Annotated in this window: 32 protein-coding genes; 16 read left to right on the top strand and 16 right to left on the bottom strand. The window is 63.1% G+C overall.

The genetic code is table 11. The annotated features are described in order from the left end of the window. The first annotated feature begins 92 nt into the window (after positions 1 to 92). Positions 93 to 4463: an RHS repeat-associated core domain-containing protein gene (locus F2P44_RS32680; RefSeq protein WP_167094001.1), complete on the top strand. Its 4371-nt coding sequence runs from the start codon at positions 93 to 95 to the stop codon at positions 4461 to 4463. After that, positions 4451 to 4879, top strand: coding sequence for a hypothetical protein (locus tag F2P44_RS32675; protein ID WP_167093999.1), 429 nt, complete (start codon positions 4451 to 4453; stop codon positions 4877 to 4879). Before F2P44_RS32680 ends, F2P44_RS32675 begins: the two co-directional genes overlap by 13 nt. A 55-nt stretch (positions 4880 to 4934) precedes the next feature. On the opposite strand, the gene F2P44_RS35955 is transcribed toward F2P44_RS32675, so the two are convergent. Further along, complete coding sequence (locus tag F2P44_RS35955) at positions 4935 to 5129, bottom strand: hypothetical protein (RefSeq protein ID WP_167093947.1); 195 nt, start codon at positions 5127 to 5129, stop codon at positions 4935 to 4937. 106 nt (positions 5130 to 5235) lie between these two features. Here F2P44_RS35955 and F2P44_RS32665 point away from each other — a divergent pair, with 106 nt between their 5' ends. Further along, the gene (locus F2P44_RS32665; RefSeq protein WP_167093997.1) at positions 5236 to 6012 is read left to right on the top strand and encodes an ADP-ribosylglycohydrolase family protein; all 777 of its coding nucleotides are present in this window, start codon (positions 5236 to 5238) and stop codon (positions 6010 to 6012) included. A gap of 38 nt (positions 6013 to 6050) precedes the next feature. Here F2P44_RS32665 and F2P44_RS32660 read toward each other — a convergent pair whose 3' ends face one another. Beyond that, entirely contained in the window at positions 6051 to 6884 is an 834-nt protein-coding gene (locus F2P44_RS32660; protein WP_167093995.1) for an SIR2 family NAD-dependent protein deacylase, read from the bottom strand. Positions 6885 to 7101: 217 nt separating this feature from the next. Here F2P44_RS32660 and F2P44_RS32655 point away from each other — a divergent pair, with 217 nt between their 5' ends. Beyond that, the gene (locus tag F2P44_RS32655; RefSeq protein ID WP_099876225.1) at positions 7102 to 7284 is read left to right on the top strand and encodes a YegP family protein; all 183 of its coding nucleotides are present in this window, start codon (positions 7102 to 7104) and stop codon (positions 7282 to 7284) included. Positions 7285 to 7351: 67 nt separating this feature from the next. Further along, the gene (locus F2P44_RS32650; RefSeq protein ID WP_167093993.1) at positions 7352 to 7555 is read left to right on the top strand and encodes a hypothetical protein; all 204 of its coding nucleotides are present in this window, start codon (positions 7352 to 7354) and stop codon (positions 7553 to 7555) included. Positions 7556 to 7609: 54 nt separating this feature from the next. Here the strand turns inward: F2P44_RS32650 and F2P44_RS32645 are convergent, their stop codons facing one another. Further along, complete coding sequence (locus F2P44_RS32645; RefSeq protein WP_167093991.1) at positions 7610 to 8056, bottom strand: group I truncated hemoglobin; 447 nt, start codon at positions 8054 to 8056, stop codon at positions 7610 to 7612. Positions 8057 to 8194: 138 nt separating this feature from the next. Here F2P44_RS32645 and F2P44_RS32640 point away from each other — a divergent pair, with 138 nt between their 5' ends. Continuing rightward, positions 8195 to 8413 carry a hypothetical protein gene (locus F2P44_RS32640; protein WP_167093989.1) on the top strand — a complete coding sequence of 73 codons (219 nt, stop codon included), beginning with the start codon at positions 8195 to 8197 and terminating at the stop codon, positions 8411 to 8413. A 76-nt stretch (positions 8414 to 8489) separates the two neighbouring features. On the opposite strand, the gene F2P44_RS32635 is transcribed toward F2P44_RS32640, so the two are convergent. The 8 genes from F2P44_RS32635 to F2P44_RS32605 form a co-directional block, all read right to left on the bottom strand. Next, positions 8490 to 9596 carry a glycosyltransferase family 9 protein gene (locus F2P44_RS32635; RefSeq protein ID WP_167093987.1) on the bottom strand — a complete coding sequence of 369 codons (1107 nt, stop codon included), beginning with the start codon at positions 9594 to 9596 and terminating at the stop codon, positions 8490 to 8492. Continuing rightward, positions 9593 to 10159, bottom strand: coding sequence for a D-glycero-alpha-D-manno-heptose-1,7-bisphosphate 7-phosphatase (locus F2P44_RS32630; protein ID WP_167093985.1), 567 nt, complete (start codon positions 10157 to 10159; stop codon positions 9593 to 9595). Before F2P44_RS32630 ends, F2P44_RS32635 begins: the two co-directional genes overlap by 4 nt. Before the next feature lie 3 nt (positions 10160 to 10162). Beyond that, a complete protein-coding gene (locus tag F2P44_RS32625) occupies positions 10163 to 10915 on the bottom strand; it encodes an SDR family oxidoreductase (protein ID WP_167093983.1) in 753 nt (250 codons plus the stop codon). 11 nt (positions 10916 to 10926) lie between these two features. Beyond that, a complete protein-coding gene (locus F2P44_RS32620; protein WP_167093981.1) occupies positions 10927 to 12255 on the bottom strand; it encodes a glycosyltransferase in 1329 nt (442 codons plus the stop codon). Positions 12256 to 12290: 35 nt separating this feature from the next. After that, positions 12291 to 13268: a glycosyltransferase gene (locus F2P44_RS32615; protein WP_167093979.1), complete on the bottom strand. Its 978-nt coding sequence runs from the start codon at positions 13266 to 13268 to the stop codon at positions 12291 to 12293. Positions 13269 to 13393: 125 nt separating this feature from the next. Continuing rightward, positions 13394 to 13804, bottom strand: coding sequence for an alpha/beta hydrolase family protein (locus F2P44_RS36475; protein WP_308610516.1), 411 nt, complete (start codon positions 13802 to 13804; stop codon positions 13394 to 13396). Further along, positions 13801 to 13965: an alpha/beta hydrolase gene (locus F2P44_RS36470; RefSeq protein ID WP_370662781.1), complete on the bottom strand. Its 165-nt coding sequence runs from the start codon at positions 13963 to 13965 to the stop codon at positions 13801 to 13803. The genes F2P44_RS36475 and F2P44_RS36470 overlap by 4 nt, the downstream gene beginning before the upstream one ends. 48 nt (positions 13966 to 14013) lie before the next feature. After that, complete coding sequence (locus tag F2P44_RS32605) at positions 14014 to 14760, bottom strand: AraC family transcriptional regulator (RefSeq protein WP_167093977.1); 747 nt, start codon at positions 14758 to 14760, stop codon at positions 14014 to 14016. 179 nt (positions 14761 to 14939) lie between these two features. Here F2P44_RS32605 and F2P44_RS32600 point away from each other — a divergent pair, with 179 nt between their 5' ends. From F2P44_RS32600 to F2P44_RS32585, 4 genes are read left to right on the top strand one after another with little or no spacing between them, the layout of a single operon-like run. Further along, positions 14940 to 15836 (top strand): dihydrodipicolinate synthase family protein, encoded by an 897-nt coding sequence (locus F2P44_RS32600; protein ID WP_167093975.1) that lies wholly within the window; start codon positions 14940 to 14942, stop codon positions 15834 to 15836. 28 nt (positions 15837 to 15864) lie between these two features. Continuing rightward, positions 15865 to 16977: an NAD(P)/FAD-dependent oxidoreductase gene (locus F2P44_RS32595; protein ID WP_370662780.1), complete on the top strand. Its 1113-nt coding sequence runs from the start codon at positions 15865 to 15867 to the stop codon at positions 16975 to 16977. After that, on the top strand, positions 16967 to 17230 hold the full coding sequence (locus tag F2P44_RS32590; RefSeq protein ID WP_167093971.1) for a 2Fe-2S iron-sulfur cluster-binding protein: 264 nt from the start codon (positions 16967 to 16969) through the stop codon (positions 17228 to 17230). Before F2P44_RS32595 ends, F2P44_RS32590 begins: the two co-directional genes overlap by 11 nt. Then, a complete protein-coding gene (locus F2P44_RS32585) occupies positions 17227 to 18522 on the top strand; it encodes an NAD(P)/FAD-dependent oxidoreductase (RefSeq protein ID WP_167093969.1) in 1296 nt (431 codons plus the stop codon). The genes F2P44_RS32590 and F2P44_RS32585 overlap by 4 nt, the downstream gene beginning before the upstream one ends. Positions 18523 to 18530: 8 nt before the next feature. On the opposite strand, the gene F2P44_RS32580 is transcribed toward F2P44_RS32585, so the two are convergent. Then, positions 18531 to 18968, bottom strand: coding sequence for a hypothetical protein (locus F2P44_RS32580; protein WP_167093967.1), 438 nt, complete (start codon positions 18966 to 18968; stop codon positions 18531 to 18533). Positions 18969 to 19319: 351 nt separating this feature from the next. Between F2P44_RS32580 and F2P44_RS32575 the strand changes: the two genes are divergently transcribed. From F2P44_RS32575 to F2P44_RS32560, 4 genes are all read left to right on the top strand, one after another. Next, on the top strand, positions 19320 to 19628 hold the full coding sequence (locus F2P44_RS32575; RefSeq protein ID WP_167093966.1) for a KGG domain-containing protein: 309 nt from the start codon (positions 19320 to 19322) through the stop codon (positions 19626 to 19628). Positions 19629 to 19743: 115 nt separating this feature from the next. Further along, entirely contained in the window at positions 19744 to 20145 is a 402-nt protein-coding gene (locus F2P44_RS32570) for a hypothetical protein (protein WP_289313431.1), read from the top strand. Between the two features lie 85 nt (positions 20146 to 20230). Beyond that, positions 20231 to 21352: a M14 family metallopeptidase gene (locus F2P44_RS32565; RefSeq protein ID WP_167093964.1), complete on the top strand. Its 1122-nt coding sequence runs from the start codon at positions 20231 to 20233 to the stop codon at positions 21350 to 21352. A 2-nt stretch (positions 21353 to 21354) separates the two neighbouring features. Next, positions 21355 to 21819: a CYTH domain-containing protein gene (locus F2P44_RS32560; RefSeq protein WP_167093962.1), complete on the top strand. Its 465-nt coding sequence runs from the start codon at positions 21355 to 21357 to the stop codon at positions 21817 to 21819. Here F2P44_RS32560 and F2P44_RS32555 read toward each other — a convergent pair. Then, on the bottom strand, positions 21794 to 22261 hold the full coding sequence (locus F2P44_RS32555; RefSeq protein ID WP_167093960.1) for a hypothetical protein: 468 nt from the start codon (positions 22259 to 22261) through the stop codon (positions 21794 to 21796). The genes F2P44_RS32560 and F2P44_RS32555 overlap by 26 nt on opposite strands. Positions 22262 to 22446: 185 nt before the next feature. On the opposite strand from F2P44_RS32555, the gene F2P44_RS32550 reads away from it, so the two are divergent. Further along, positions 22447 to 23169, top strand: coding sequence for a hypothetical protein (locus F2P44_RS32550; protein ID WP_167093958.1), 723 nt, complete (start codon positions 22447 to 22449; stop codon positions 23167 to 23169). Here the strand turns inward: F2P44_RS32550 and F2P44_RS32545 are convergent. After that, on the bottom strand, positions 23166 to 23573 hold the full coding sequence (locus F2P44_RS32545; protein ID WP_167093956.1) for a DUF2177 family protein: 408 nt from the start codon (positions 23571 to 23573) through the stop codon (positions 23166 to 23168). The two genes, F2P44_RS32550 and F2P44_RS32545, sit on opposite strands and share 4 nt — an antisense overlap. Before the next feature lie 153 nt (positions 23574 to 23726). After that, positions 23727 to 24638 carry a helix-turn-helix domain-containing protein gene (locus tag F2P44_RS32540; protein WP_167093954.1) on the bottom strand — a complete coding sequence of 304 codons (912 nt, stop codon included), beginning with the start codon at positions 24636 to 24638 and terminating at the stop codon, positions 23727 to 23729. 65 nt (positions 24639 to 24703) lie between these two features. Here F2P44_RS32540 and F2P44_RS32535 point away from each other — a divergent pair, with 65 nt between their 5' ends. Further along, positions 24704 to 25300 carry a hypothetical protein gene (locus F2P44_RS32535; protein WP_167093952.1) on the top strand — a complete coding sequence of 199 codons (597 nt, stop codon included), beginning with the start codon at positions 24704 to 24706 and terminating at the stop codon, positions 25298 to 25300. A 254-nt stretch (positions 25301 to 25554) separates the two neighbouring features. Here the strand turns inward: F2P44_RS32535 and F2P44_RS32530 are convergent, their stop codons facing one another. Continuing rightward, complete coding sequence (locus F2P44_RS32530; protein WP_167093949.1) at positions 25555 to 25998, bottom strand: hypothetical protein; 444 nt, start codon at positions 25996 to 25998, stop codon at positions 25555 to 25557. Positions 25999 to 26039 lie beyond the last annotated feature (41 nt).

The raw sequence follows: 26039 nt of genomic DNA, 5'->3' as shown, positions 1-26039 counted from the left end.
CGATGGTCTGGCACGACAAGGAACTGGAATTTGAAGGATGAGGTCTGGCTAAATCCTGAACGGGAACAACCAGAAATACTAAAGCAAGCCGCATGACTTTACGCGACATCTTTGTTGACAATTACCGCTACAGGCTTTCTCCAAGAGGTAGCGTTAGCTGGTACTCGCTCGCCATCCTGCACTGCAAATCCGGTTATCACCATTACGGACAGGGCTTTTGTCGCAAGGAACCGCTGGAACCTCCTGAACCTCCTGCCCCCTTGAAGTGTGGAGAGGCAGCTGGAAACCCGGTCCAGTTTATCAGCGGCGCCAAAGTTCAGCATGAAACCGATCTGGGTGGCGGCGCCAACGATGCACTGCGCGTCCAGCGTATCTACCGTAGCGTGCGCGACAGCGGCGGCGGGCAATCGGCAGGCGTGGGCTGGTCGTTTTCCTTCGAGCGCGTCTTTTCGGCGCCAAAAGACGTCACTGGCAAGGCCAGGTCGACTGTCTCCGGCACGCTGAGCGACGGCAGCCATTTCGAATTCAAGCGGCAGGACAACGGCATATACAAATCCGGCTACGACAGGAGCACGACCCTGGAAGTGCAAGGCTCAGATGATGCCGTCTGGCTCGTGACGACGCCGGACGGCACCGTCGAGCGTTACCTCCGGAGCGGCGACGATTTCATGCTCAGCAGCGTTCATACGCGCACCGGCATAGCTACGCATTACACCTACGACACAAAAAAACAGCTCAGCAAGATTGTCGACGCAAGCGGCCGTAGCCTGACAATCGCATGGGACGGCGACGTCGTTGTATCGATCTCCGGTGTTACCGGCAGCGTACGCTACGAATATGAGCGCACTGTCATAGACGGCTACCCGGCCATTGCCGGCACGGCTCGCCTGATCGGCGTGCACTACCTCGACCGCTCAGGCATCGAGACGTCATCGCGCGCGTACCACTACGAAGACCCCAACGACCGCTTCCTGCTCACCGGAATCACCGATGAACACGGCAAGCGCTTTGCCACCTATGCGTACAACGGCGAAGGGAGGGCAGTGCTGACGGAGCACGCCGGCGGTGCACAGCGCTACACATTTTCCTATCCCACCTCGGACAGCCGGATCATGACCGATCCGCTCGGCAGCAGCCGCGACATCGACCTTGGGTACGACTCCGATCGCGGGAAGAGGCGGATTGTCGGCGAAAGCCAGCCCGCCGGCGCTGGCTGCGCCGCAAGTGCCAAGTCAACCACCTACAGTAACAAAGGCGATGTCGAGAGCCGTACCGATTTCAACGGAAACAAGACCTGCTTCATCAGCGATCCCGTCCGTGGGACCGAACTGGCACGCACGAGCGGGCTGGCCAAGGATGCCGCATGCCCCGCGAGCATCGATAGTGCGATTCCAGCCGGCGCGCGCAAGACCAGTACGGGCTGGCATCCGGACTGGCCACTTGCCAGCGCGATCGCCGCGCCTGGGCGCGTTGAAACGACCGTCTACAACGGCCAACGCGATGCCGCAGGCAAGGTCGTGGAATGCGCCGGCGGCGCAGTGATGCCCAACGGGAAGCCGATTGCCGTCGTATGCCGAGCAATCGTCCAGGCGAGCACCGACAGTAACGGCGGACTCGGCTTTGCGGCTGCCCGAACCGGCCCTGTCCAGGAATGGCGCTACACCTACAACCGCACCGGGCAGATGCTGACGAGCACCGGCCCGGTGGGTGCCAATGGTAAGGCCGAAATGACCAGCATGGTCTATTACGCCGATACCACTGCAAGCCATGCCCCCGGCGACCTGGCGAGCATGCGCAACAGCGTTGGCGAGGTCACCAATTACCTCGAATACAGCGAGGACGGGTTGCCGACGAAAATCCAGCGTCCCAACGGCCAGATGGTCGGACTTGAATACGGCCTGCGCCAGCGCTTGGCGTCCAGCACCGTCCGCGACGCCAGCGGACGAACCGAAACCACGCGCTACGAGTACGACGTCGCCGGGCAACTGATCCGTACGACCGCGCCCGACGGCTCGGCGCTGAGCTACACCTACGACGACGCGCACCGCATGACCGGCTTGCGTGATCGCGCCGGTAACAGCATTAGCTTCACGCTCGATGCGATGGGCAATGTCGTGCGCCAGGAGGTGAAAGATCCTGGCGGCAAACTGGTAGCGCAAACCACGCGCGCCTTCGACGCGCTCAGTCGCTTGCAGCGGGAACAGCGCAGTGCCAAAGACCCCGGCGCGCGCTTTGAATACGATGCGGCCGGCAACCTGACATCGAGCACCGATCCGGCGGGCCGCACCAGCAAGGGAACTTACGACACGTTCAACCGTCTGATCCAACAGATGCTGCCTGCGGCGGATGCCACGGGCAAGCCGGCAACGATCGACTACGCCTACACGCAGCAGGATCAGCTTGCATCCGTGCTCGATCCGCGCCGCTTGCAGACGCGCTACGTCGTCAACGGGCTGGGGCAGCAAACGGCGCTCGTCAGCCCGGATACCGGCACCACGACCACACAGTTCGACGGCGCGGGGAACGTGATATCGAGCGTCGATGCGGCTGGACGCAAGACCGCCTATCGATACAACGCGGCGGGGCGCGTGACCGCCATCGGCACCAGCACGTTTGAATACGGCGCTGCCGGCAGCCCGGCAGCGGGCCGCGTGACCACAATGACGGATGAGGCTGGGAAAACGGTGTACGCCTACGATGGCATGGGAAGGCTTACAAGGAAAGAACAGACGAGCGGCCCGGCGTCCAGGCGCTTCGTGACCGCCTACACCTATGGCAGCGAGGGAAGTGCAGTTGGACACGTCACCTCGATGACCTACCCCAGCGGCAATCGCATCGATGTCACCTATGACAGCAACGGGAAGCCGTCCACCCTTGGACTGACGCGCCCCGGTGTTGCGCGCACGACCATTCTGAGTCAGATAAGCTACCAGCCGTTTGGCGCCGTGCGCGCATGGTTATGGGGTAATCACAGCGCGGGCAGTCCCAACAAATACGAGCGCCAGTTTGACCTCGAGAACCGTCTGGTCAGCTATCTGCTTGGCCATCCCATGGTCGGCGGATCGGTGCGCACGCTCAGTTACGATGCCGCCGGACGAATTGTGGCGACCACGCATGCGGGGAACGCCACGTCGAGCAGACTGGACCAGCGCTACAGCTACGATGGACGTGATCGCCTGATCGGCTTTACCAGCTCTATCGCCAGCCAACGCTTTGAATACGACGCCAGCGGCAACCGGACCAAAGTCATTCTCGGAGCTAATAGCTACCTCAACGTGATTGATCCCGGCAGCAATCGGCTGACCGCCACTGCCGGTCCGGCGCCGGGCAAACGCAATACGTACGACGCCACGGGCAACCTCGTCAGCGACGGAACGATACGCTTCGGCTACAGCAACAACGGGCGCCTGAGCACCACCACGGGCGTCGGTGGCGCGGCTGTCCAATACCGCTACAACGGACTCGGCCAGCGGGCTATGAAGGTGGATGCAGCCGGCGCGTCGACTTACTTTGTCTACGACGAGGCGGGCCGCATAGTGGGCGAGTATGACAGTGCAGGGACTCCGATACAGGAAACGATTTACCTGGAGGGGGTGCCGGTCGCCCTAGTCAAACCGCGCGCGCCGGGCGCTGGAGAGAATGCGTACTATGTCTACACCGACCACTTGGGGACGCCGCGCGCCATCACACGTGCCAGCGACAACAAAATGGTGTGGCGCTGGGATAGTGCAAATCCTTTCGGCGAGGATCCACCTGACGAAAACCCGATCCGAGTGGGGAACTTTGCTTTCAACCTGCGCTTCCCCGGACAATATTATGATCGTGAGACCAACCTCCATTACAATTACTATCGCGACTACGATCCGCAGACTGGAAGGTATGTGCAGAGCGATCCTATTGGGCTCGACGGCGGCATGAACACCTTCGGCTACGTGAACGGAAATCCGTTGTCCTACATCGATCCGCTCGGACTTTTCGAATGGCCTTCACTTCCGCAGGGTGTCACGGATTTCTCCGCAGGGATGGGTGATGCCATGCTTTTGGGGCAAGGGCAGCTGTTGCGTGATCTTTTCGATGTCAGCGGCGGGATAAATATGTGCTCGCCGGAATACAGTAATGGTGAATGGGCCGGAATGGCGGCCAGCGCGGCGACCGGCCTCGCCGGGGGCGTTCGAGCTGCGGGAGCCGCAGGAGTCGGCAAGGAGTTCTCACACTGGATACCTGCTCGTATGGGCGGCCCAAGATCAATATTGAACGGCAATTACGTTTCAATCGCGACACACGCTCGATCTGATCTTTATCGATATAATTTCATGTCAAGGGCATGGAAGGACGCTAATTCGATCATGGGACCGGCCGTGGCGCAATGGACCCGTTTTCCAAACGTATACAAAGGCGCGGCAGCGGGCGCCGGGGCCGGCGCAACTGGAGCGGGACTGGCGGGGTGCACATGTCCTCGCTAATCGGATTACTGAAAAAATTATTCTTCCCCGAGGTAGCCTTCTCACAGCTTGAGACTGCAATTTTCAATGCAGTTCAATTGCAGCTATCTCCCGAAGATGCCGAACTTTGGGGGAAGCAGCTCCAAGCAATTAATAAGATTCATCGAAGTCCTGATGGTCGGCATGTGAACTGGTGGGTAATGCGAAATGGAAAACCCGATTTTCCTCGCGATATATGCTATGCCCGTACTGACGAATTTAAAATTGCTGTGGTCGATCTAAATGCAAAACAAGCCAAGGCGAAATTGCGAGCCCGAGTGTGGTGTGTCAATGGCCACGTGTTTTCAATTGAGTTCAAGACTCCCTTCACGGTTTTTGAAAAAGAAGCGCAAGGTGAATGGGAAGTAAGTTGCCATATTTTGAGCCATCCGTCCTGAACAAGAGCGGGCAATAACACGAGGACTGCGAGCTCGTCGGCGGACTGATAGTCGATCATTTCAATAGCATCGTCATGTGTGTGCCGAGTTTGGCCCAGGCATCGTGTTTCTCGTCGGCATAGTCGTGGTGCAGGTAGTGCCGGCGCACTTTGCTTCCAGGCAGTGGTGGCGCTTCGTCGCGCTTGACGTCGTCTTCCCGAACGACGACCATGGCGGGTCCCGCAGCCATCAACAGCATTGCCAGCATCATTTGATCTCGCTCCTCGCATCCTGTTCGACAGCCGGCCATTCCGGTGCCGCAAGCGCATTAAAACACGTCCGCTTGGCGTACCGTTTCTTTGCAATAGGAGAACACCATGTTGGGAACACTTGTCGGGGACATCTACGGTTCCCATTTCGAAAAATCGCGCACACTGTCGCGCACGGTTCCCGAACTGACGGCGGCGCACTCGTTCACGGACGACACCATCATTACGCTGGCGGTGGCGCAACATCTGCTGACGGGAACGCCGCTCAAGGAAGCCTTTCGTACCTGGGTTGCCCATTATCCGCAGGCAGGCTACGGCAAGTTGTTCGCCGCCTGGGCGCTGGGTTCGTCCTCGGAACAGCTGGTGAGCTGGGGCAACGGCGCGCTGATGCGTCTCGGCCCGGTCGCCGTGCTCGCCCCTGGCCTGGATGAGGCACGCCGTCTGGCGGCGGACATCACGCGCTCCACCCATGGCCATCCGAGCGCGATGCAGGCGGCAGATACCTACGTGCAATTACATTGGGCAGCCCTGCACGGCGCCAGCAAGCAGGATCTGCTGGCGTCGTGGGAAGCGGGCGGCGGCAGCCTGCACGCGGTCGAGGCGCATCACCAGGCCGGTTCCCCGATGCGTGTGCGCGCCGACGATACGCTGGTGGACGTGATGAGCTGCCTGGCGGAAAGCGACGACTTCGATTCCTTGCTGGCCGCCTGCCTGTATCACGGCGGCGACAGCGACACCATTGCCGCGACCGCCTGCGTGCTGGGCGAGGCGCTGTGGGGCGTGCCGCCCGCGCGGGTCGCTGCCATCGCCCCGTTCCTGGACCAGCGGGTAAGGACCGCCATGGCGCAGCTTGACGGCGCCGCTGGCCGCCTCAAGCGCGCTTAGCGCCGCACGACGGGGTTGCGCAGCCTCCGCCGCAGGCGTCACCGCGCGTCGAGCGCCGCGGCGATACGTGAAATCCCGTCCAGCGCGCCAAGCGCAATGCCGATATCGCGCTGCAAGCCAACGGCCGATTCGCCCGGATTGACCCGGATCAGCGGCCGCTGCTGGCTTTCGCCGAACACGCGCACCGACGGGATCCACGTACCGGCCCCAATTTCGATGATCACCGTCCGGCTCTGGCGCGCCAGCCAGAGGTCGAGGCGGTGCTCCTGCTTGTCGGCATACACGCTATCCCACTGCCGGTCGCCGAACATCAGGATGTTCGGCCGTGCGATATCGCCGCAGTTGGGGCAGCGCGGCAGCGCGCAGGTCAGCAGGCACTGTTCGTCGTCGACCACGGGCACGAATGCTTGTGCGGACCAGGTCGGCTGGCCGCAATCCCCCAGGCATTGCAATTTCTCGATGCTGCCGTGACATTCGACAACGCGTTCTTCCGCCATGCCACTGCGCTGGAATTGCCCATCCACATTGCTGGTAAAAACAAACGCCCCGCCCGGAAGGCGCGCGCCGATCTGGTTCAGCAGGCCAAACCCCGCGTGCGGCACGGTGCGCCGGTACAGCTGCAGGCGGTGTCCGTAGAATCCCCAGGCCAGCTCGGGACGCTCGCGAAACGCCCGGGGATTGGCAATCTCGGTGAACCGCAAGCCGTGCTTGCCCAAGGCCGGGTAGGCGCGCCAGAAACCCTGGTCGCCGCGAAAGTCGGGCAGGCCGGAATCGATGCCCATCCCCGCGCCGGCCGTGATCAGCAGGCTGTCTGCCTGGGCGACAAGGGTGGCCGCGTCGGCGCAGGCCTGGTCGAGAGAGGTGTTCGTCATACGGAATTCTTTACAAAATGGGCTTGCATCATTCTACGGCGTTTGTCGAACATGTCTTGCGTCACCAATTTCCCCGGCAGTTGCCATGCTCAAACGCAAAATTTATTTGAAGAAATTAAGCCTCGGTTTGATATCGCTCTAGGCATTTGTTGAACCAATCAGAACGGCGGGTATACCGCTCTGTAACACTGACATCTCACGTCATGGGAGGTTCATCATGTATTTCGAAATCTACCAACAAGCTTCGGAAAAAGTCCGCAAGGAGTGGCGCTGGCGTTTGAGGGCTAAGAATCACGAAATCATCGCCAGTGGCGAGAGCTACAGCTCGCGCGCAAAGGTACTGGCCGCGATTGAACTGATCAAGTCCGTCACCGCGCGTACCAAGATCGTCGAGGGCTGAATCGTTGCGCCCTGGCCGGACAAGCTGCCGCTGGCGGCTTGTCCTTCACTCATTCGAGGAGTTTATGATGGAAAACAATTGCCGTACATGGAATTTGTCGAGCGACCTGCCGCGCTCGCTTCCGCTGACCTTGCGCGACCTGACCGGCCGCCGTATCCGCGTGGTGCCGTTCGGCGCCCTCATCACCCAGGATTTCGTGGCTGGCCGCGTGACGATTTTCCTCAATCAAGCCGGCCTGGTGCGCGACGTGGTGGTGGAAAACTGCGGCTGAAACGCATGCCATGCCGCAAGTCCGGGGTGCCGTCCGGCATCCCGTTCGATCCCCTTATTTGTTCAATACCTCGGGTCCCAGCTTGTCGAGCATGCCCTCCAGCGCTTCCCTGTCTTCCCGTGCAACGCCCTGGCGCCGCAGTGCCTGGTCCACGTAGTAGCCCATCACGCTCAATTCTTCCTTGCTGATCGCCATGCCCCGGTGCGCCAGCGCCATGTCGTCGCCCTCGTACTTGCAGGGTCCGCCAGAGAGGGAGCACACGTGCGTGACCACGCTGGCCTTGAGCCGTGTCAGATTGACGCCTTCGAAGGTGCGTTTCGAGCGCGGGTCGACCGACACCTTCGACACGAAATCATCGACCACCGCGGTCACGCCCGGCATGCCGCCCAAGCGCACGAACAGGGATGGCTCGGGCGCAGGCGCTGGCGTGGAGCAAGCTGTCGTGCCGGCGAGGAAGCACAAGGCGAGCAGTGCCGCCGGAATGGAAGTAGGAAGTGGCATGGAGTGGGCTCCTGGTTGCCACAAATGCTAACACTCAAGCCGCGCAAGCGCCGTTCCGCTGCGGGTGTGCGCGCGCGAACGAACGCATTCGGCGCGCAAGCCTATACTCGCCGTTTTACTACCCACAGAGAGAACACCATGAGCGATTCCGAGGTCAAAGTCATGCTGAGCGAAATGACCAGTGCAGCCGGTGCGACCGTGCTCAACGCGCATCGCGCCGCCGTGACCATCGCCCAATACATGCAGCTATGCGAAGGATTGCGCGGGATTATCCCGGATGGCGAAGTGAGCCTGGTGGCTGCCAGGTTGACCGCAGGTATTGTCTCCAACCCGAATTTCGCTTTATCGACGGAATAAAAGGCGAGCAAGCGCGACACCGTCATCGCTGGCCGTGGCGGGCGCAACGCCGTTGACGCAAGCCACGGGGCAAGCGTCAACGGCGTTGCGCCCGCTGATGGATTTTCCCTGCCATCAGGCTGCACACCGCTTCCACCACGGCTTCCGGGGCCACCTTGGCCAGGCAATCGTGATGCAATTCCGGGCACACGCTCTTGTAGCAGAAGCGGCACGGCACATCGTGGAATAGCAGCCGGCTTTCCACCTGCCACGGCGTGTGCTGCGGATTGGTCAGCGCGTACAGCGTCGCCAGCGGCGTACCGACTGCCGCGGCAATATGCGCCGGCCCCGTATTGTTGGACAACACGACGGTGGCAAGGCGGATCGCCGCCCCGAGTTGTCCCAGATCGAGCTGCCCCGCCAGCGAGTGCGTGCGCACTCCGCAGGCCGAGCGTATGCCGTCGATCAACTCCGCCTCGTGCGCATCGCCGGTCAGCACGATCGGGCAAGCGCTGCGCCTGGCCAGTGCGCGGATGACCTCGGCCCAGCGCGCCGGCGGATAGCGGCGCGAGGCCGCGCTGGCGCCCGGGTGCATGAGAACCCAGGGCTGGCGCGGCTCAATGCCGCGTTCGCCCAGCATGTGCCGCACCGCTTCCACATCGTCCGCGCACACGGCGAACTGCAAGCGCGCGCTGTCAGCGTGGCAGCCAACGCGGCAACCGACGCTGCCCACCAGGTCGAGCTGGCGCCGCACTTCGTGCCGGATCACCGGCTCGGGCTCCGTTTCCAGCACCCAGTGCGACAGCATGCGGTAAGGGTTTTCCCGGCAATGCCCGAGGCGCAAGGGGATGCCCGCCATGTAGCACATCAGGGCGGCGGGCAGGGCGCTCTGGCTGTAGGAGGTGAAGATGACGGCCGCGTCGAAGCGGCGTTCGGCCAGGCGCGCGATGAAGGCGCTGTCGCTGGATGGTGGATGGCCGCCGCCGGCCTTGATCCACGGCGCCGCGTAGCCGATCACGGCGTCCACGTCGTCGAGGTAGGGCGCCAGCGCCACGCCGCTCGCCGAGGTGAGCAGGGTGAGCACGCGATCCGGCCGCGCCTGCTTGACGGCGTGGATCGCGGGAGTACACATGAGCACGTCACCCATCGCGTCCAGGCGCACGCACAGGATGTTGCGCGCATTGGTCCAGTCCGGCGCGCTCATTGGCGGGCCTCGTCGTCGGTGACGATCATCACGGCCGCCCCGTACAGGTCGGTGGCGATGCGGGTGGGAACGCGGTACGGGCCGAGCTGCCACGCGGTTTCGTTGCCCTTGTCGATCAGCAGGGTGCGGCAGCCGGCGCGGTTGCCGGCCTCCACGTCATGCAGGATGTCGCCCACCATCCACGATGCCCGCAGGTCGATGCCGTGCTCGCGCGCGGCGCGCAGCAGCATGCCGGGCATGGGCTTGCGGCAGGTGCAGGGCAGCGCGTAGGCCGGCACCTTGCCGTGCGGATGGTGCGGACAGTAGTAAAAGCCGTCCAGGCTCAGCTGCTCGCGGAACAGCAGGTCGGCCAGGCGCCGCTCGACGCACTCCATGGCCGCTTCGCCGAAGTAGCCGTGCGCGATGCCATCCTGGTTGCTGACGATGAAGAAGCGGTAATCGCAGCGTGCCAGCAGGCGCAGCGCGGCGCCGGCGCCGCTGCACAGGGTGATGCGGCGCGGCTCGGCGTTGTAGGGCAGGTCGTCGACCAGGGTGCCGTCCTTGTCCAGGAAAATCGCTTTCATGGTTTATGGCCAGGAAGTTTCTTGCATGGGCAGCACGGTGATCTCGGCCACCACGCTCTCGCGCGGCAGCAGCAGCACCGAGCGGATGGCCTGGGCCACGTTCATCGGGTCTTGCAAGGCCGCCTGGTCGAGGTCGGGGAAGCGGTCGAGCAGGAAGGGCGTGCGCATGCCGCCCGCGATCACGGCGGTGACCTTGATGTTGTGCGGCCGCAGTTCGGCATGCATGGCGTGCGACAGGCCCAGCAATCCCCACTTGCTGGCATGGTAGGCGCTGGCATTGGGCCAGGCGCGCTTGGCGGCGGTCGACGCGACGTTGACGATGTGGCCGCCCCCGGCCGCGCGCATGTGCTGCGAGGCATATTTGGCCAGCAAGAACGGCCCGTTCAGGTTGGTATCGATGACGCGCATCCATTGCTGCGGCGTCATGTCGGCCATCGGCAGGGTGACGTCGGTGCCGGCATTGTTAATGAGGACGTCGAGGCGTCCGAAGCGCTCCAGCGCGGTGCCGATGGCGCGCTCGGCGCTGGCCGGGTCACCCACGTCGAAGCCGAGCGCGTGCACGCGCACGCCGTGTTCGCGCAGGATATTGGCACTGACGGTGGCCATGTCGCGGTTGATGTCGGCGACGATCAGGTCGGCGCCGGAGCGCGCCAGCAGCTGGCACAGCGCCGCGCCGAGACCGCTGGCGCCGCCGGTAACGAACACGGCTTTGCCACGCAGGCTGGGCGGTTCGTGATCAAGGTGGTGGTCGGACATGAGGCATTCTCCTATCGGGTGGATAAACGGGAAACGGCGCAGGCGGCGCTGGCGGCGGGAAGCTGCTTGCCGACCACGTCGGCATAGATGGCGGCCGCCTTGCGCGCCACGTGGCGCCAGGTGTAATGCTGGAAGGCGCGGCGCATGCCTTCGTCGCCCATGGCGGCCGCCAGGCCCGGGTCGCGCTGCAGCAGGGCGAGCTTGTCGGCCACGGCCTGGGCATCGCGCGGCGGCACCAGGAAGCCGCTCGCGGCATCGCGCACGGTATGCTTGATGCCGCCCACGGCCGCGCCAATCACCGGCCGCGCGCACGCCATGGCCTCCACCGGCGTGATGCCGAAGGGCTCGTACCAGGGCGTGGTGACGAAGACGTTGGCGGCGCTGTACCAGTAGCGCAGTTCGGCGCGTTCCTTGCGGCCAGTAAAGCGCACCTGCTGCGCAATGCCCAGTTGCGCCGCCAGCGCGCGCAGGCGTGCCAGCTCGGGCGTGTCGTGGTAGGGGCTGGCGGCGGCCTCGCCCCCCACCACCAGCAGTTCGGCATCGATGCCATGCTGGCGGCGCAGCAGCGCCAGGGCGTGGATCACGGTATCGATGCCCTTGCGCGGCACGATGCGGCCGAGCTGCAAGACCAGGAACTTGCCTTGGGTCAGGCCCAGCTTTTGGCGCGCCAGGCGCATCGGCACCGGCCACAGTTCGCGCGGATCGAAGCCGCAGGGGGCGATGTCGATGCGCTTGCCGGGCGCGTCGTAGAACTGCTCCATGTCTTGCCGGTCTTGCGGACATTCGGCGATGATGCGGTCGGCGTGGCGCATCAGGGTGTTTTCGATCTGCAGGCGTGACGGCGGAAAGGCATCGGCCGCCCCCTGCGCGCGCAGCCTCACCTGGCCCAGGGCGTGGAAGGTGATGACGAAGGGAATGCCCAGCACTTGCTTGAGATGGTGGGCAACCATGCCCGACATGAAAAAATTGGCATGCGTGACATCGTAGAGCGCTTCCTGGCGGCGCGCGAAGCGGGCCACGAAGCGCGCGAAGGTGTCGATGTAGGGCAGCATGCGTTCCTTGGGAATGTAGTGGGCCGGCCCGGCCGGCACGTGCACCACGCGGATGTTGTGGCGCCAGTGCACCAGCTGCTTCTGGCCGATGGCGTCGCGCCGGGTGAAGATGTCGACCAGGTAGCCGGCCAGCGCCAGTTCGCGCGCGAGGTGGGCCACGTAGACGTTCTGGCCGCCGCTGTCGATGCTGCCCGGCGCGGCCAGCGGCGAGGCGTGCTCGCTGACGATGGCGATGCGCCTGACGCCGCCGCCGGCGCGCGGTTCCGGATGTAAGTCACCAAGTAACATGCCAGCTCCTTTGTTGATGTTGTCGTGGAAATCGCTCAGTACGGCTGCCCGGGGAAGGGGGCGCGTGCCAGCTCGGTCACGTGGCACAGGGCGCGGTCCCAGTCGTCGCGGAAGCGGCCGATGGCAAAGCGTTCGCGCGCGCGCCGCCGCGCCTGGGCCCCGAGCGCGCGCGCCAGGGCGGGATTGCGTCCCAGTTCGCGCATGTGGCCGAGCAGGGTGTCCAGGCGCGTATCGATGAAGCCGTTCTCGCCGTTGACGATGACGGTCGCCATTTCGGTGGTGGCCAGCGCCACCACCGGCATGCCGATCATCATCGCTTCGATCACCGCCAGGCCCAGGCTGGTGTAGCGGATCGGATTGAACAGGTAGCGGTAGTTGGCGGCGAAGGCGGGCAGCAGCGCATGCTCGATCTCGCCCAGGCCGCCGAGTTCCTGCGCCCCCATGCCGACCAGTTCGAGCGGCACGTCGGCACGGGCCGCTTCAAAGAGGTCGGCGCCCAGGCGCCGGCCGCGCCGCGCAAGGTGGTTGATGACGACCAGCCCGCAGTCGAGCTGGCCACGGTAGTGAACCCCTTCGGGCACCTTGACGCCGTGCTCGATCACGCAGGTGGGCGTGGCGCCGCTGTCCCACATCAGCGCGTTGAACGGGGTGACGTGCACCAGCAGCACGTCGGGCGTGTCGATCAGGTGGCGCGTGTCGGTGGGGTGCGCGCGCGGCGGATCGTGTTCTATATAGATGCGCGGCAGCGCGCGCTGGCTGGCGCTGAGGAACTCGTACTGGTCTTTCTCGTACTGCTCGTCGTCCTGGAAGATGATGCAGTCGAACTGATGGTGGCGCGCTTCGGATACCGGCATGTCGTGCACATTGTCGCCCCACGGCATGTTCGGGCTGCGGCCGCCGTAGCCGGGCGGGCGGCCGGGCTTGGACAGCACATGAAACTCGTGCGGGGCCTGGGTCAGGTAGTACAGATAGCTGCCGTGGGTCTGCCAGGTCAGCACCTTCAGCCGGCGCATGGCGGCCTCGCGTGGGCGTGCGGAGCGGGTGTGGTCGAGATCATGGTGCCTCCCTGCGAGCGATGAACGATGAGAATGGTTCGATTCGCGCAGGGGCGGACGAGTTCCAGCTGTATCGCGCCGGTTCAATCCAGATCAAGTGTGCGCTTGATGGCGCGGGGAGTAGGGTGCGCGGGCGGCGCGTTTACCTGGTGTTGGCGCCGGTGGCAAGCCGCCCGGCATCTGACCTTGTCGAAATGCCGTTCCTGCACCGCCACGCCGTTGCCGCGCAGCCTGGCGGCCATGGCGCGCGTGTTGCGTACCGGGTCGACCAGCTTGTCGTTGTTGGCGGCAATCAGCAAGGCCGGCGGCGTGCCCGCCCTGGCATGGTTGACCGGCTGCGATTCTGGTGGCGTGTCGGGAAAGTGGAATACCGCTTGCGTGCTCGTGTTTTCGATCGGCAGGAAATCGTCGGGCCCGGCCAGCCCGATCCAGCCGCGCAGCGCGGCCGGCTGCATGCCCTGTTTCGCCAGCCCTTGCGGATCGAGTGCCATCATGGCCGCGTTGTAGGCCCGGAGCTGTGGCCCATCACGAACAGGCGCGCCGGGTCGCCGCCGTAGCGGGCAATCTCGCGCACGGTCCAGGCCACGGCGCGCGCCGAATCGTCGAGGAAGTCGGGATAGCGCACTTCCGGATACGGGCGGACATCGGGAATCACGGCCACGATGCCGCGCTAGGCCAGTGCCCGTCCGACGAAGGCGTAATCTCAATCCCCCCGGCAATGGGCCCGGTACTGGACCGGACTCATGCCCGTGTGGGCCTTGAACTGGCGGCTGAACGCGCTGTGGTCGGTGTAGCCGCAGGCGTAAGCAATCTGGGCAATACTGTTTTTTGTGCCAGATTCGATCAGCGCCATGGCCGCGCCCAGGCGCGATTGCAGCAGCAACTGGCGCGGCGAGTAATGAAACACGCGCTGGAACAGCCGTTCCACGCGCGACAGCGACAGGCCGGCATTGCAGGCCAGTTCTTCCATGCTGACGTTGGCGTGATAATTTTCGCGGATGTGGGCGGCGATATCGGCAATTTTGCGGTATACGGGATGCAGTTCGTCGGCCAGCCCCAGGTCTTGCGAGGTGCCGGCCAGGCCGACGATGGCGCCGCTCTCGTCGCGCAGGGGGATCTTGTGGGTCAGGCACCAGCCGCGCGCGCGGCTCGGGTACAGGTGCAGTTCCAGGTGCTTCTTGAGCGCCGTGCCGCTGTCGATCACGTGGCGGTCCTGCGCCTGGTAGGTCTGTGCCAGCAGGCGCGGATGGACTTCGAGCGCGGTGCGCCCGATCAGCTGGTCCTTGCTGCGCAGGCCGCAGCGCCGCACCAGCGTGTTGTTGACGCTCAGGTAGCGGCCCTCGCGGTCCTTGACAAAAAAGGCTACATCGTTAAGCGCGTCGAACAGGGCTTCCAGTGAGGCCAGCTGAACTGCGCGAATGGCCGGGGCCTCGCTAAACAGCGTACTCATGTCCATCGGGTGTCTCTCCAGTTCGGTCGCAATGCGGTAGTATAAGTCGGCGCGGCGAAAATAATTGTGCCGATTTGAGCCTTTGCACGCTCGTCCATCGATCAAGACCTTGGCCCTTGACAGGGCTAATCTGAACGCTTCTAAACCGACCGGCACGCCGGAGAAAGCAAGGTACCCCCATGTGGCAAGGTGTCATTCCCGCAGTATCGACCAAGTTCAATGAAGATGGTTCGCTCGACATGGGCGAAATGGAGCGCTGTTTCGGCTTGCAGATGGAGGCAGGCTGTGATGGCTTGATCGCCTGCGGCTCGCTGGGCGAAGGCCCGATGCTCACACAGGACGAACGCATCGCCGTGCTGCGCCTGGCCAAACAGGTCAGCGGCAGCAAGCCAGCCATCCTGACGGTGGCCGAAGCGGGCACCCGCGAAGCCTGCGCGCTGGCCGAAAAGGCCGCCAAAGCCGGCGCCGATGGCTTGATGGTGGTGCCGAGCACGATCTATCACACCAACTACCGTGAAACCATCGTCACCCTGCGCGCTATCGCCGCGGCGGGCGATTTGCCGATCATGATCTACTCGAACCGCCTGGCGTACCGGGTCGACGTGACCACCGACATGCTGGAAGAACTGGCGGACGACGCCCGCTTCGTGGCGGTCAAGGAGTCGTCCGACGATATCCGCCGCAGCACCGAGATCATCAACCGCCTGGGCCAGCGCTACGACCTGTTCACCGGCGTCGACAACCTGGCGTTCGAGGCGCTGGCGGTGGGCGCGGTGGGCTGGGTGGCGGGGCTGGGCCTGGCCTTCCCGAAGGAGACCGTGGCCATTTTCCATCTGATGAAGGAAGGCCGCCACGCCGAAGCGCTGTCGATCTACCGCTGGTTCCGGCCGCTGCTCGACCTGGACGTGTCGACCTTCCTGGTGCAAAACATCAAACTGGCCGAAGCGATGGCGTTCGGCTCGACCGAGCGGGTACGCGCACCGCGCCTGCCGCTCGAAGGCGAACAGCGCACCCGCGCCGAGCGCATCATCCGCGCGGCGATGGAAACGCGTCCGCAACTGCCGCGCTTCGGCTGATACAGTGGCGAGGGGGTACGATGCAATCGTGGTCGGCGCCGGCATTGTCGGCGCGGCCTGCGCGCTGGCGCTGCGCGAACAGGGCATGACGGTGGCGCTGGTCGATGCGGCCACGCCGGGGTCGGGCGTGACCGCGGCCGGCATGGGCCATCTGGTGGCGCTCGACGAGAGCAGCGACGAGCTGGCGCTGTGCCTGATGTCGCTGCGCTTGTGGGACGCGTTCATGCAGGACCATCCCGGGGTGGGCGAGCCGTCGCGCTGCGGCACCTTGTGGGTGGCCGAGGACGAGCATCAGCTGGCCGAGGCGCACACGCGCGCCGCGCGCCTGTCGGCGCAGGGCTGGCATGCCGAAGCGCTCGATGGCGACGCGCTCGCGCGGCTGGAACCGGCATTGCGCCGCGGCTTGTGCGGCGGGGTGCGCGTGCGCGGCGACAGCGTGGTGTATCCGCCGGCGGTGGCGCAGTTCCTCAGCGCGCAGTTTGCGCGCGCCGGCGGCGAACTGCATCTTGGCCGGCGCGTGGGCAAGGCGTGCAAGCGCGGCCTGACCCTGGATGATGGCACGCACCTCGATGCGCGGGCGGTGGTGGTGGCGGCCGGCGTGCAGTGCGCGCGCCTGATGCCGGAACTGCCAATTTTTGCGCGCAAGGGACACCTGGCGATCACCGACCGCTATCCCGGCCGGCTGGCGCACCAGATCGTGAGCATGAATTATGGCCAGAGCGCCGCCGGTGACGATGCGCTGGCGGTGGCGGCCAATGTGCAGCCGCGTCCCACGGGACAGTGGCTGGTGGGTTCGTGCCGCCAGGATGGACGCACCGACAGCGCCATCGAGCCGGCCGTGCTGGGCGCCGTGCTGCGCAGCGCGATCGGTTTGCTGCCCTGCCTGGCCGAGATGCATATCGTGCGCGCCTGGACCGGCATGCGGCCGGCGTCGCCCGATGGACGTCCCTTGATCGGTGCCCATCCCGGGCGGCCCGGCACCTGGCTGGCCTGCGGCCACGAAGGGTTGGGCGCGACCACCGCGTTCGCTACCGCGCGCCTGCTGACCGACCAGATCATCGGACGCGCCAGCCAGATCGACGCGGCGCCGTATGCGCCGGCGCGTTTTGCGGCATTGGCGGAGGTGAACGATGGCGACTGACGACATTGTTGTGCAGGTGGACGGGCGGCCGGTGGCGGTGGCGCAGGGTGCGAGCGTGATCGCGGCGCTGGTGCTGGCCGATTCGCTGTGCACGCGCCGCTCGGTGAGCGGCGAAGCGCGCTTTGCGTTGTGCGGCATGGGCTATTGCCAGGAGTGCCGGGTCAGCATCGATGGCCGGCCGCACCGGCTGGCCTGCCAGAGCGCGTGCCGCGCCGGCATGGTGATCGTCACCGGTGCCGGGAGCGGGACATGAGCGCGCCGCTGATCGTGCTCGGTGCCGGTCCGGCCGGCCTGGCTGCTGCGGAGGCGGCGTCGGCCTCTGGCCAGAGCGTGCTGCTGATCGATGAGAACCATGCGCCGGGTGGCCAGATATGGCGCGGCGGGCCGCGGCGCTGGAATGACGAGCGCGCCGGCCGCTTGTGGGAAGCGCTGCGTGCGCGCCCGCAGGTCAGCATGCTGTCCGGAGCGCGCGTGGTGGCGCCGGCCGGCCCGCGCGAGCTGCTGCTGGAAACGCTGGACGGAGCGCTCACCCAGCCATGGGAAAAGGTGATCGTGTGCAGCGGTGCGCGCGAGCTGCTGCTGCCGTTCCCCGGCTGGACGCTGCCCGGCGTGACCGGCGCCGGCGGCTTGCAGGCGTTGATCAAGGGCGGCATGCCGGTGGCGCGCAAGCGGGTGGTGGTGGCCGGTACCGGACCGCTGCTGCTGGCCGTGGCGGCGACCGTGCGCGAACATGGCGGACAGGTCGTGGCGCTGCTCGAACATCGCGGCAGCGCGGACCTGGCGCGCTTCGCGGCGCGGCTGGCCCTGTCGCACCACGGGAAGCTGCTGCAATCGCTGCAACTGGCGCTGCGTTTGCGCGGCGTGCCGTATCTGCGTGGGGCGGGCATGCTGGCCGCCGAAGGCAGCGGACGCGTCGAACGCGTGCTGCTGCGTCACCACGGGCGCGACCAGGCAATCGACTGCGATTTCCTGGCCTGCGGCTTCGGCCTGACGCCATCGCTGGAACTGGCCGCCTTGTTCGGCTGCGCGGTGGAGCAGGGCAGGGTCGCCGTCGATGGCGCGCAGCGCACCAGCGTGGCGGGCGTGTGGGCGGCGGGCGAGTCGACCGGCATCGGCGGCGTGGACAAGGCGCTGGCCGAAGGGCGCATTGCGGGACTCGATGCGGCCGGCGCCGCGCCGCTTGCCCGCGACCTGCGCGCGCGCGGCACGGCGCAGGCCTTCGGCGCGCTGCTGGCGCAGGCGTTTGCACCCTTGCCGTCGCTGCGGGCGATGTGCAGCGAATCGACCATCGTCTGCCGCTGCGAGGATGTGGCGGCAGCCGACCTGGCGCCGCACGCCGGCTGGCGCAGCGCCAAGCTGCAAACGCGCGCCGGCATGGGGCCTTGCCAGGGCCGGGTTTGCGGGTCGGCCTGCGCATTTTTGTACGGTTGGGAGGCGCCGGGCTTGCGTCAGCCGGTATTCCCGGCCAGCGCCGCCACGCTGGCGCTGCCCCAAACGCACAAGGTGGACACGGTTGCCCGTGCCCACCCCGAATCAGCGCAATAGCAGCTTACTTAGTCGGGCGTGCCGTCGCTGCGGCGTCCCACGTTGCTTTGTTGCGACTGGCGGCTGCCCTGGTCCAGATCGGCCGACTGACGGTTTTGCTTGTTGGACAGGCCGGTATCGTCGTCCATGTCCTGGTCGGCCGACAAGCGTTTGCCGCCCGGGCTTTTCGGCATGCCGCCGGCAACATCATTGGACTGGTGTTGTGCGGGGATGCCTTGCTGCTGGTTGCCGGTTTGCGAGCCGGAACGTTCCGTGCTTTGCTGTCCGATTTGCGAACCTTGCTGCGATCCATCTTTCTGCTGTGTCGAGCCGCCCAGGGTGCCCGATTGCTGCGATTGATTCAGATTGTCTTTCTCGACCGTGCCGCCGCGCGACGACGATGCCGATTTCTCATTGGCGCCATTGCTCGATTGGTTGTTCCCCTCGCTACGTTGGTTCGAATTCATCATTCATTCCTTTCCTGGTAGAGACAAACATAGGGTGGCAGCCGCCATCTGCGCAGGAACCGGGTTAGCGTCCAGTTCGCGAGCGGCGTTGCCAAGAGTGGAATCATGCGCGTCCCTTGCGGGGTACTGTATCGGAACACACTCCGAAACTGTGTAGGACAAATCCTTGCTGAAGCCTACCGGCGGTTTCGGGGTGTCGAGTACCAAGAGGACGTCGCCTGTTGTCCTACAAAGTCCATGCATCCTGTCCTATAGGCGCAGCGATGCGCGCTGCTAAGATGGATTGGCTTGATCGCTCATCGGCGTGCAGCTGGTGGGGTCAGACAGAGGCACTAGCTAAAGGAGATGACCATGGCTACAAACAACCAAGGCAACAAGCAAAGCGGCAGTCCGGGGAGCAAGGGCACCAGCAACCGTGGGTTTGCATCGATGGATCCCGAGCGCCAGCGCGAAATCGCCAGCGAAGGCGGCAAGGCCGCCCACCAGAAGGGCACGGCGCACGAATTCACGTCCGAGGAAGCACGCCGCGCGGGCAGCATGAGCCACGGCAACCGCCAGTCGGAACAGGGCGGCGCGCGCGCCGCGGTCGACAAGGCGGACAGCGGCAACAAGCAGAGCGCGGGCGGCGGCAGCAAGGCAGGCAGCGACAAGCCACGCTAAGCCGGGCCGTGACGGGGAGCGGCGGCTCCCCATTTTTGTCGGACGATTCGTACAGGCGGCCTGTGGGATGGGGTAGAATTGTTGCGCCAATTTAACAACCCAGAGGGATCCCGTCGTGAAACAAGCAGTCATCCGCCAAGTCAAGAGCATGTACCTGTCATGCGATCCCATCGGTAATCTCTTGCTGGCCAAGTTCTCCTTCGATGGCGGCAAGGATGCCTGCGTGTTCATGCCCGCTTCCGTCGTGTTCTGGCTGCTGCAGCACTTGCCGGTGAACCAGGATCCGGAATTGCTGCCGCCGCCGAACCTGCCGCACGTGCTTCCCGAAGACTGGGACGACGTGGTCAATCCGCGCGTGCTGAGCGTGCAGTGCAAGCAGTTCGACGATGCCATCCGCATGACCATGGAACTGGACCGCACGGCCAACCTGACGGTGCTGCTCAACCGCGCCAACGTGGAACTGATGCGCCAGATGATGGAAGGCTACCGCGGCGACCTGATGGATCTCGGTTTCTAGCCGGCCGCGCTGGTGTTGCCCGCCCCCAAGCGGGCGGCATTTCGGTATGATGCTCTTCTTTGAGAACCGACGAGAAGGATCCGCCATGCCCATTAAAATCAGCCAGCATTTCGATTCCGGCGCCATTGACGTCGTGCAAGCCGACAACGCCAGCCAGATCGACCTGAACCTGCGTTCGGACTCGCACGCCGACATCCACCAGTGGTTCCACTTCCGCCTGCAAGGCGCGCGCGGGCAGGCATGCACGATCCGCTTCCTGAACGCCGGCCAGGCGACCTACGCCGCCGGTTTCGAGGGCTACCAGGTCGCCGCCAGCTACGACACCGAAAACTGGTTCCGCGTGCCGACCACCTTCGACGGCCAAGTCATGACGCTCACCCACACGCCCGAGCTCGACAGCGTGTATTACGCCTATTTCGAACCGTACTCGTGGGAACGCCACCTGCGCCTGCTGGGCGAAGTGGCGGAAAACCCGCTGGCGCGCGTGCACGATATCGGCACCACCGTCGATGGCCGCGACATGAACATGGTGGTGATCGGCAATCCTGCCGCCGAGAAGAAAATCTGGGTCATCGCGCGCCAGCATCCGGGTGAAACGATGGCCGAATGGTTTGTCGAAGGCATGATGGATGCGCTGCTCGACCAGGCCAGCCCGATTTCGCGCAAGCTGTTGCAGCGCGCCGTGTTCTACATCATTCCGAACATGAATCCGGATGGTTCCGCGCGCGGCAATTTGCGCACCAACGCGGCCGGCGCCAACCTGAACCGCGAGTGGATGACGCCATCGCTGGAACGCAGCCCGGAAGTGTTGTGCGTGAAGCAAAAGATCCATGAAATCGGCTGCGATATGTTCTTCGACATCCATGGCGATGAAGCCTTGCCGTACAACTTTGTGGCCGGCAATGAAATGCTGAACGATTTCACGCCGGAGCGCGCCGCGCTGCAATCATCCTTCATCGATAATTACATCGCGGCCAGCCCCGACTTCCAGAAGGTGCATGGCTATGCGGCCAGCAAGTACAAGGAAGACATGCTGACCCTGGCGTCGAAGTATATCGGGCATACCTTCAAGTGCCTGTCGCTGACGCTGGAAATGCCGTTCAAGGACAATGCCGACCTGCCTGATGCGTACACCGGCTGGAATGGTGCGCGCAGCAGCGAATTGGGCAAGGCAATCCTGCAGCCGATCCTCAAGGCGCTGGGCTGATCGTGGGCGTCGAGATCGAGCGCAAGTTCCTGCTCGCCGGCGACGCCTGGCGCGCGCTGGGCGAGCCGGTGCTGCTGCGCCAGGGTTATCTGTCCACCAATCCGGACCGCACCGTGCGCGTGCGCATCGAGGGCGACAAGGCCAGCATGACCGTCAAGGGGCGCAGCGAAGGCGCGACCCGTGGCGAGTGGGAATATCCCATTCCGCTGGCGGACGCAAATGAGCTGCTGGAGCGCTTGTGCGAACAGCCGATTATTGAAAAATACCGGCGCCGGATCACGTTCGCGGGCAATGTGTGGGAAGTCGACGAATTCCTGGGCGCGAATGCGGGTTTGATGTTTGCTGAAATCGAACTGGCGTCGGAAGACCAGCAGTTCGATAAACCGGACTGGATCGGCGAGGAAGTCACGCACGACCGGCGCTATTTCAATTCGAGCCTGATCAGCTTGCCGTATTCGGCGTGGTAGCTGGGCTCTGGAGCCGCGCAAGTACTTCTGTCAGGTGATGCCGGTATGCGCCCGAGGGGAGTACGAACACGTGCGCGCCGGCGCCGATGAAGATATCGTGGCGGCTCACGCGAACCAGTAGCGACAGAAAGCCGTCGAACGGCTCAGGCCCCCACAGCACGGCGCAGTGCTCGAAGGACGACGTGGCCAGGTCGAGCTGGCGCGCGGCGTCCTGGCCCAGATCGGGTGGATCGGTGTCGTAGCGCGCCGCTGGAAAATGGCGCTGCATCAGCGCGTCGTTTTCCGCTGTGTCTTGCTGGTCCAGACGGCGCAGATCCGATGCGATTTCGGAGGCGTAGGCGCCTGCCACGCAGGCGCTGTCCGGAGCCGAGAATCCGATGCCGTGAATGCGGAAGTCGACGCTGTCGAGAAAAACCCATCGATCATTCCAGGACCGTTGCATGCTGGTGCTCAACGGTGGATTCAGCACGTCTGTGGTGGACCACGCGTCTGGCGTCATGATGCGTTGTGCTCGATGACGGCGGGGTGACTGCGGTGGGGCGGGAATTTCTGGTAAGGGTAATGCGCAGTGTTGACGTAAAATAAACGATTCGCCATTGTGCCCGCACCGACCAAGGAGTCCGTTTGATGTTTTCTCATTCACGTATTATTGCATCCGTTTTGGCTGGCGCCGCGTTGGTGCTGTCGCCTGTTCAAGCGACGGCGCTCAAGCCGGTTCCCAAGCAAGGTGTCGCGCTGCCGAATGCGCCGTTCGCGGTGCTGCCGGCGAAAGAAGTGATCAAGCGATACAAGCTGATGTCGCTGCTTAGTCCTCTTTCGAGAAAGGATAAAGAGACGCTCAGCGAGTTCGCCGACGTCAAGCAGGCTATCGTCTTCGAGGGGGACGTTACACTCGACGAAAGCATCAGCATTTCCGATGCGGCTTTCAAGAAGACGCTCTCCAAACAGAAGCTCTCGCCATTCGAGGATGCGCTGCTTGCCAGTGACCGTCTGCTGGTGGTCAATGGCGACCTTCATTGCCGCGCATTGGATACCAGCTTGATGCACGGCGTGTTTGTGCTCGGAAATGTCGACTGCGACACCGTCTCGCTCGGCCTGGCGCATTTTTACGTCAAGGGCAATCTGGTGGCGCGCAAATATTTGCTTGGAAGTGCTGAAGACGATGAGGGTTCTGGCAATGAAGGGGAGCGCCAGGTGCGGGTGGACGGCACGGTATCCTCGCCCAAGGTCAGGAGCTGGTACTTCGGGCTGGGCCATTTGAAGTTTGCCAAGGATTCGGCCGAGGAAGTGCTGGTGGAGCAGGAGGACAGGGAGTCGTCGGGTCCATGCAACAAGAAAAACGCTTGTTAGGCTGGCGCGAGCCCGTCCATGGCCATTTTGGCGGCAAGAACGGCTAGCGTGCTAGCGACACAGCCCCAGGCGATGTCGATCATGGCCAGGCTGAGGGGCCAGTCGCGCAGCGTGGCGAGGTTGGACAGGTCGTAGGTGGCGTACGCGACTGTGCCGAACAGGGCTGCCGCAGTCAGGGTGGTGCGCAGGGTGCGGCGCGGGCCGTGGGGTGCGAGGGCGAATGCCATCAAGCCGACCGCATACAGCAGGTAAAAAGCGATTGCCGGGCCGAAGCGCGGCTCTGCATCCATGAGGTGACCGATGCCATCGGCGTAGATCGATTTGGCGATAACACCGAGCCACAGCACATCCAGCAGCACCATCCCGGCAATGAGAATGAGGTAGGTAATCAGCAGTTTGCTCATCGCGGTCTTTGGTGGATAAAGTACAGTGGAGTATACGCGTTTCCATCTGCTTATGCCGCGCTGGACAAGCTGCGCACCACTGTACTTGCCACGCCTGGTGGAACGACACGCTGTCGTTCCACTAGGCGCGTTTCAGGCGCTAATTGACTGATATCAGAAGCGGTCAAATGCCCGCTTTGTCACAACTTCCAGCGCCTTGATGTCGCTTTCGGCCGCAGCGCGGTTAGGCGGCGTGTAGATCATCATGACGTGGGTGCCGTTCTTTACAAAATTGATCGACATTGCCGTATTGGCCGGTGCCTTGCATGCAAACGATGCGTGGGCATTGGCGCCCAGTTGCGGCAAAGGCACCACGGTGCAGATTTTTGTGGATGACGCCATGATGTTGCCCAAGGATTCCTTGGTGCCGTGCTTGCTGGTCATGCCGACCAGGGCCGAGCCGCCTGGATTGGCGGAGGCGATGCAGTGGTTCGCGGCAAGGCGCTGGACCGTCGGCTTGCCCTTGCCGAGCAGCGTAGTTACTTCGGCCGGGGTGAACCATTCGCATTCGCCGTACGATTGCGCCGCGTTATCCTTTTTGCCGCTGCCGATGCGACCGAGGGTGAGGAGGGATTCTGCGACGTTGTCATCGATTTTGCCGTTGGCACGGTAACTGATCACGAACAGGGAATCGCCTTGCAGGGAAATGAAGCCCGCTTCGCCTGGGTTGGCATCCTTTGCGCTCATGCCGAAATACGCTTCCTGGCCGACGGCAGGGGTGCTGGCATTGCGTTTCAGGGCAGCGAAGGTGGTCGCCTTGTAGCTGTCATAAATGGCTTTGGCTTCCGACGCTTTCGGGCGCTTTTGGACGGTGGCGGTCATGCTGCCGCCGTTGCTCAGCGAAAAGGAGCACATGCCGGACGGGTCGGCGAAATCCATGCGCGCCTTGGGATCGTTGAAGGCCTTGATGACGTCCGCTTGCGGGATCATCGGGCATTCGGCGGCCGCGTAGGCGTGGCTGCTGGCAAACAGGGGCGCCATCAATGCAACGATGCTGGCGAAGTTGGTGAATTTTGTGTTCATCATTTTTACTTTTTTCGGCTAGGGAGGAGTAAATACGTCTTTTGGCTGTCAATAATTGCGCAATAACCGTGAAGTTCATTGTGGATCTGAGAAGGCTTTCAATGTGGCCTGCCGGCGTTCAGGATTCAGTCTGGCGCGGCATTTTGCGCCAGTTGAGAATACGGAGCACCTTAGATGATATTCAGGTGATTGGCCGTACTTGCGACCTTTCGTACATCATTTGCGCGTTGCGTATTTTGCACTGTCAGGCGCGTCAAAGCAATGCGCTTGTTGGCTTTTTTTTAACTAGGAAGTTGATGTGCCGGAAGGGGAAGACGGACGATAGATTAAATAAACAATTTTTGTCAGTAAGATTGATAATCTGTCTCGTTCCTCAAAATACGATGCCAACTTACACCATCGAAGCGCCCCAAATCGCCCTTGCCGTTTACTGCGTACATATCGTCACTGGTGAATGCGCTCATGTCGGAAAAGTCAAGAATCGAATTATCAATGTTGGTTGTGAAGTATCGGGCGGCTTGCATAGGCAATGCCTGATGTATCGTTTTCCATTAAATATTCCAGACACCTGTCGTCATCATTTTCTTAAGATTTACAACCATGCTCAGTTCGTGACTTTAAATGGAGCACATTGTTTTTCAACAAAAATCAAACGCGCTGAATAGTTTCCTCCATTCCGTCCCGTCGTTAAGGCACGCGCCGTAAGGTCCAGCGGTCAACAAAAATCTTCCGTCCTGGCTAAGGTCCAGGCGTCCCCCGATCGCTGGATTTGGCGCGCCCGCTTCAACCCTTTGTAAAGGGATGACCTGTTTTTTCTTTGAATCGATTGTAAAAATGCCTTGTTGAGCACCAAGATATAGTCGGTCGTTGAACCAGACCGCATCAACCGGTTGATGTCCGGGGTTAATTTCTGCATTGGCTACCCGTGTCCAACTGTCAGTTCGCCCCCCCCCATACACTTCCGTTCATTTCCGTTATGTAGACGAGCCCGTCGCCAGCGCAGCAAACCGATTGCAAATAAGCATTTTGTTGGTAGCGCACAGTTGTGCCACTTTGCGCCGTCAAAGCGCCAGACATCGCCTTCGCCTCCGACTGCGTACATATCGTTTTCAGAAAATGCACTGAGGTCCGTGAAACCACATGCATCCGAATAGGCGTTGCCTTTAACAACTTCGGAAGGAATAGGAAGCCCTTTAGATTCATTTGCAAGTTCAATCCATCCGTCAATACGGATGCGCCGATAAATTTTACGATAGTAGTCACTTAAAGCATATATCTGAGCCTCTTGCAAAACTAGCGGAACGGATGAAAATTGCTTGGCAGCGCAAGCGAAAAGGTGGGGGTGGGCGCCCATTTCTGGCATGATTTAGTTTCTAACGCTTAATCAAAACGCCCACACCATGA

This window comes from Massilia frigida (assembly GCF_011682175.1).
Taxonomy (GTDB): domain Bacteria; phylum Pseudomonadota; class Gammaproteobacteria; order Burkholderiales; family Burkholderiaceae_D; genus Telluria_A; species Telluria_A frigida.
Note: the sequence above shows the minus strand (reverse complement) of the source record. Positions and strands in the feature narration are given on the sequence as shown.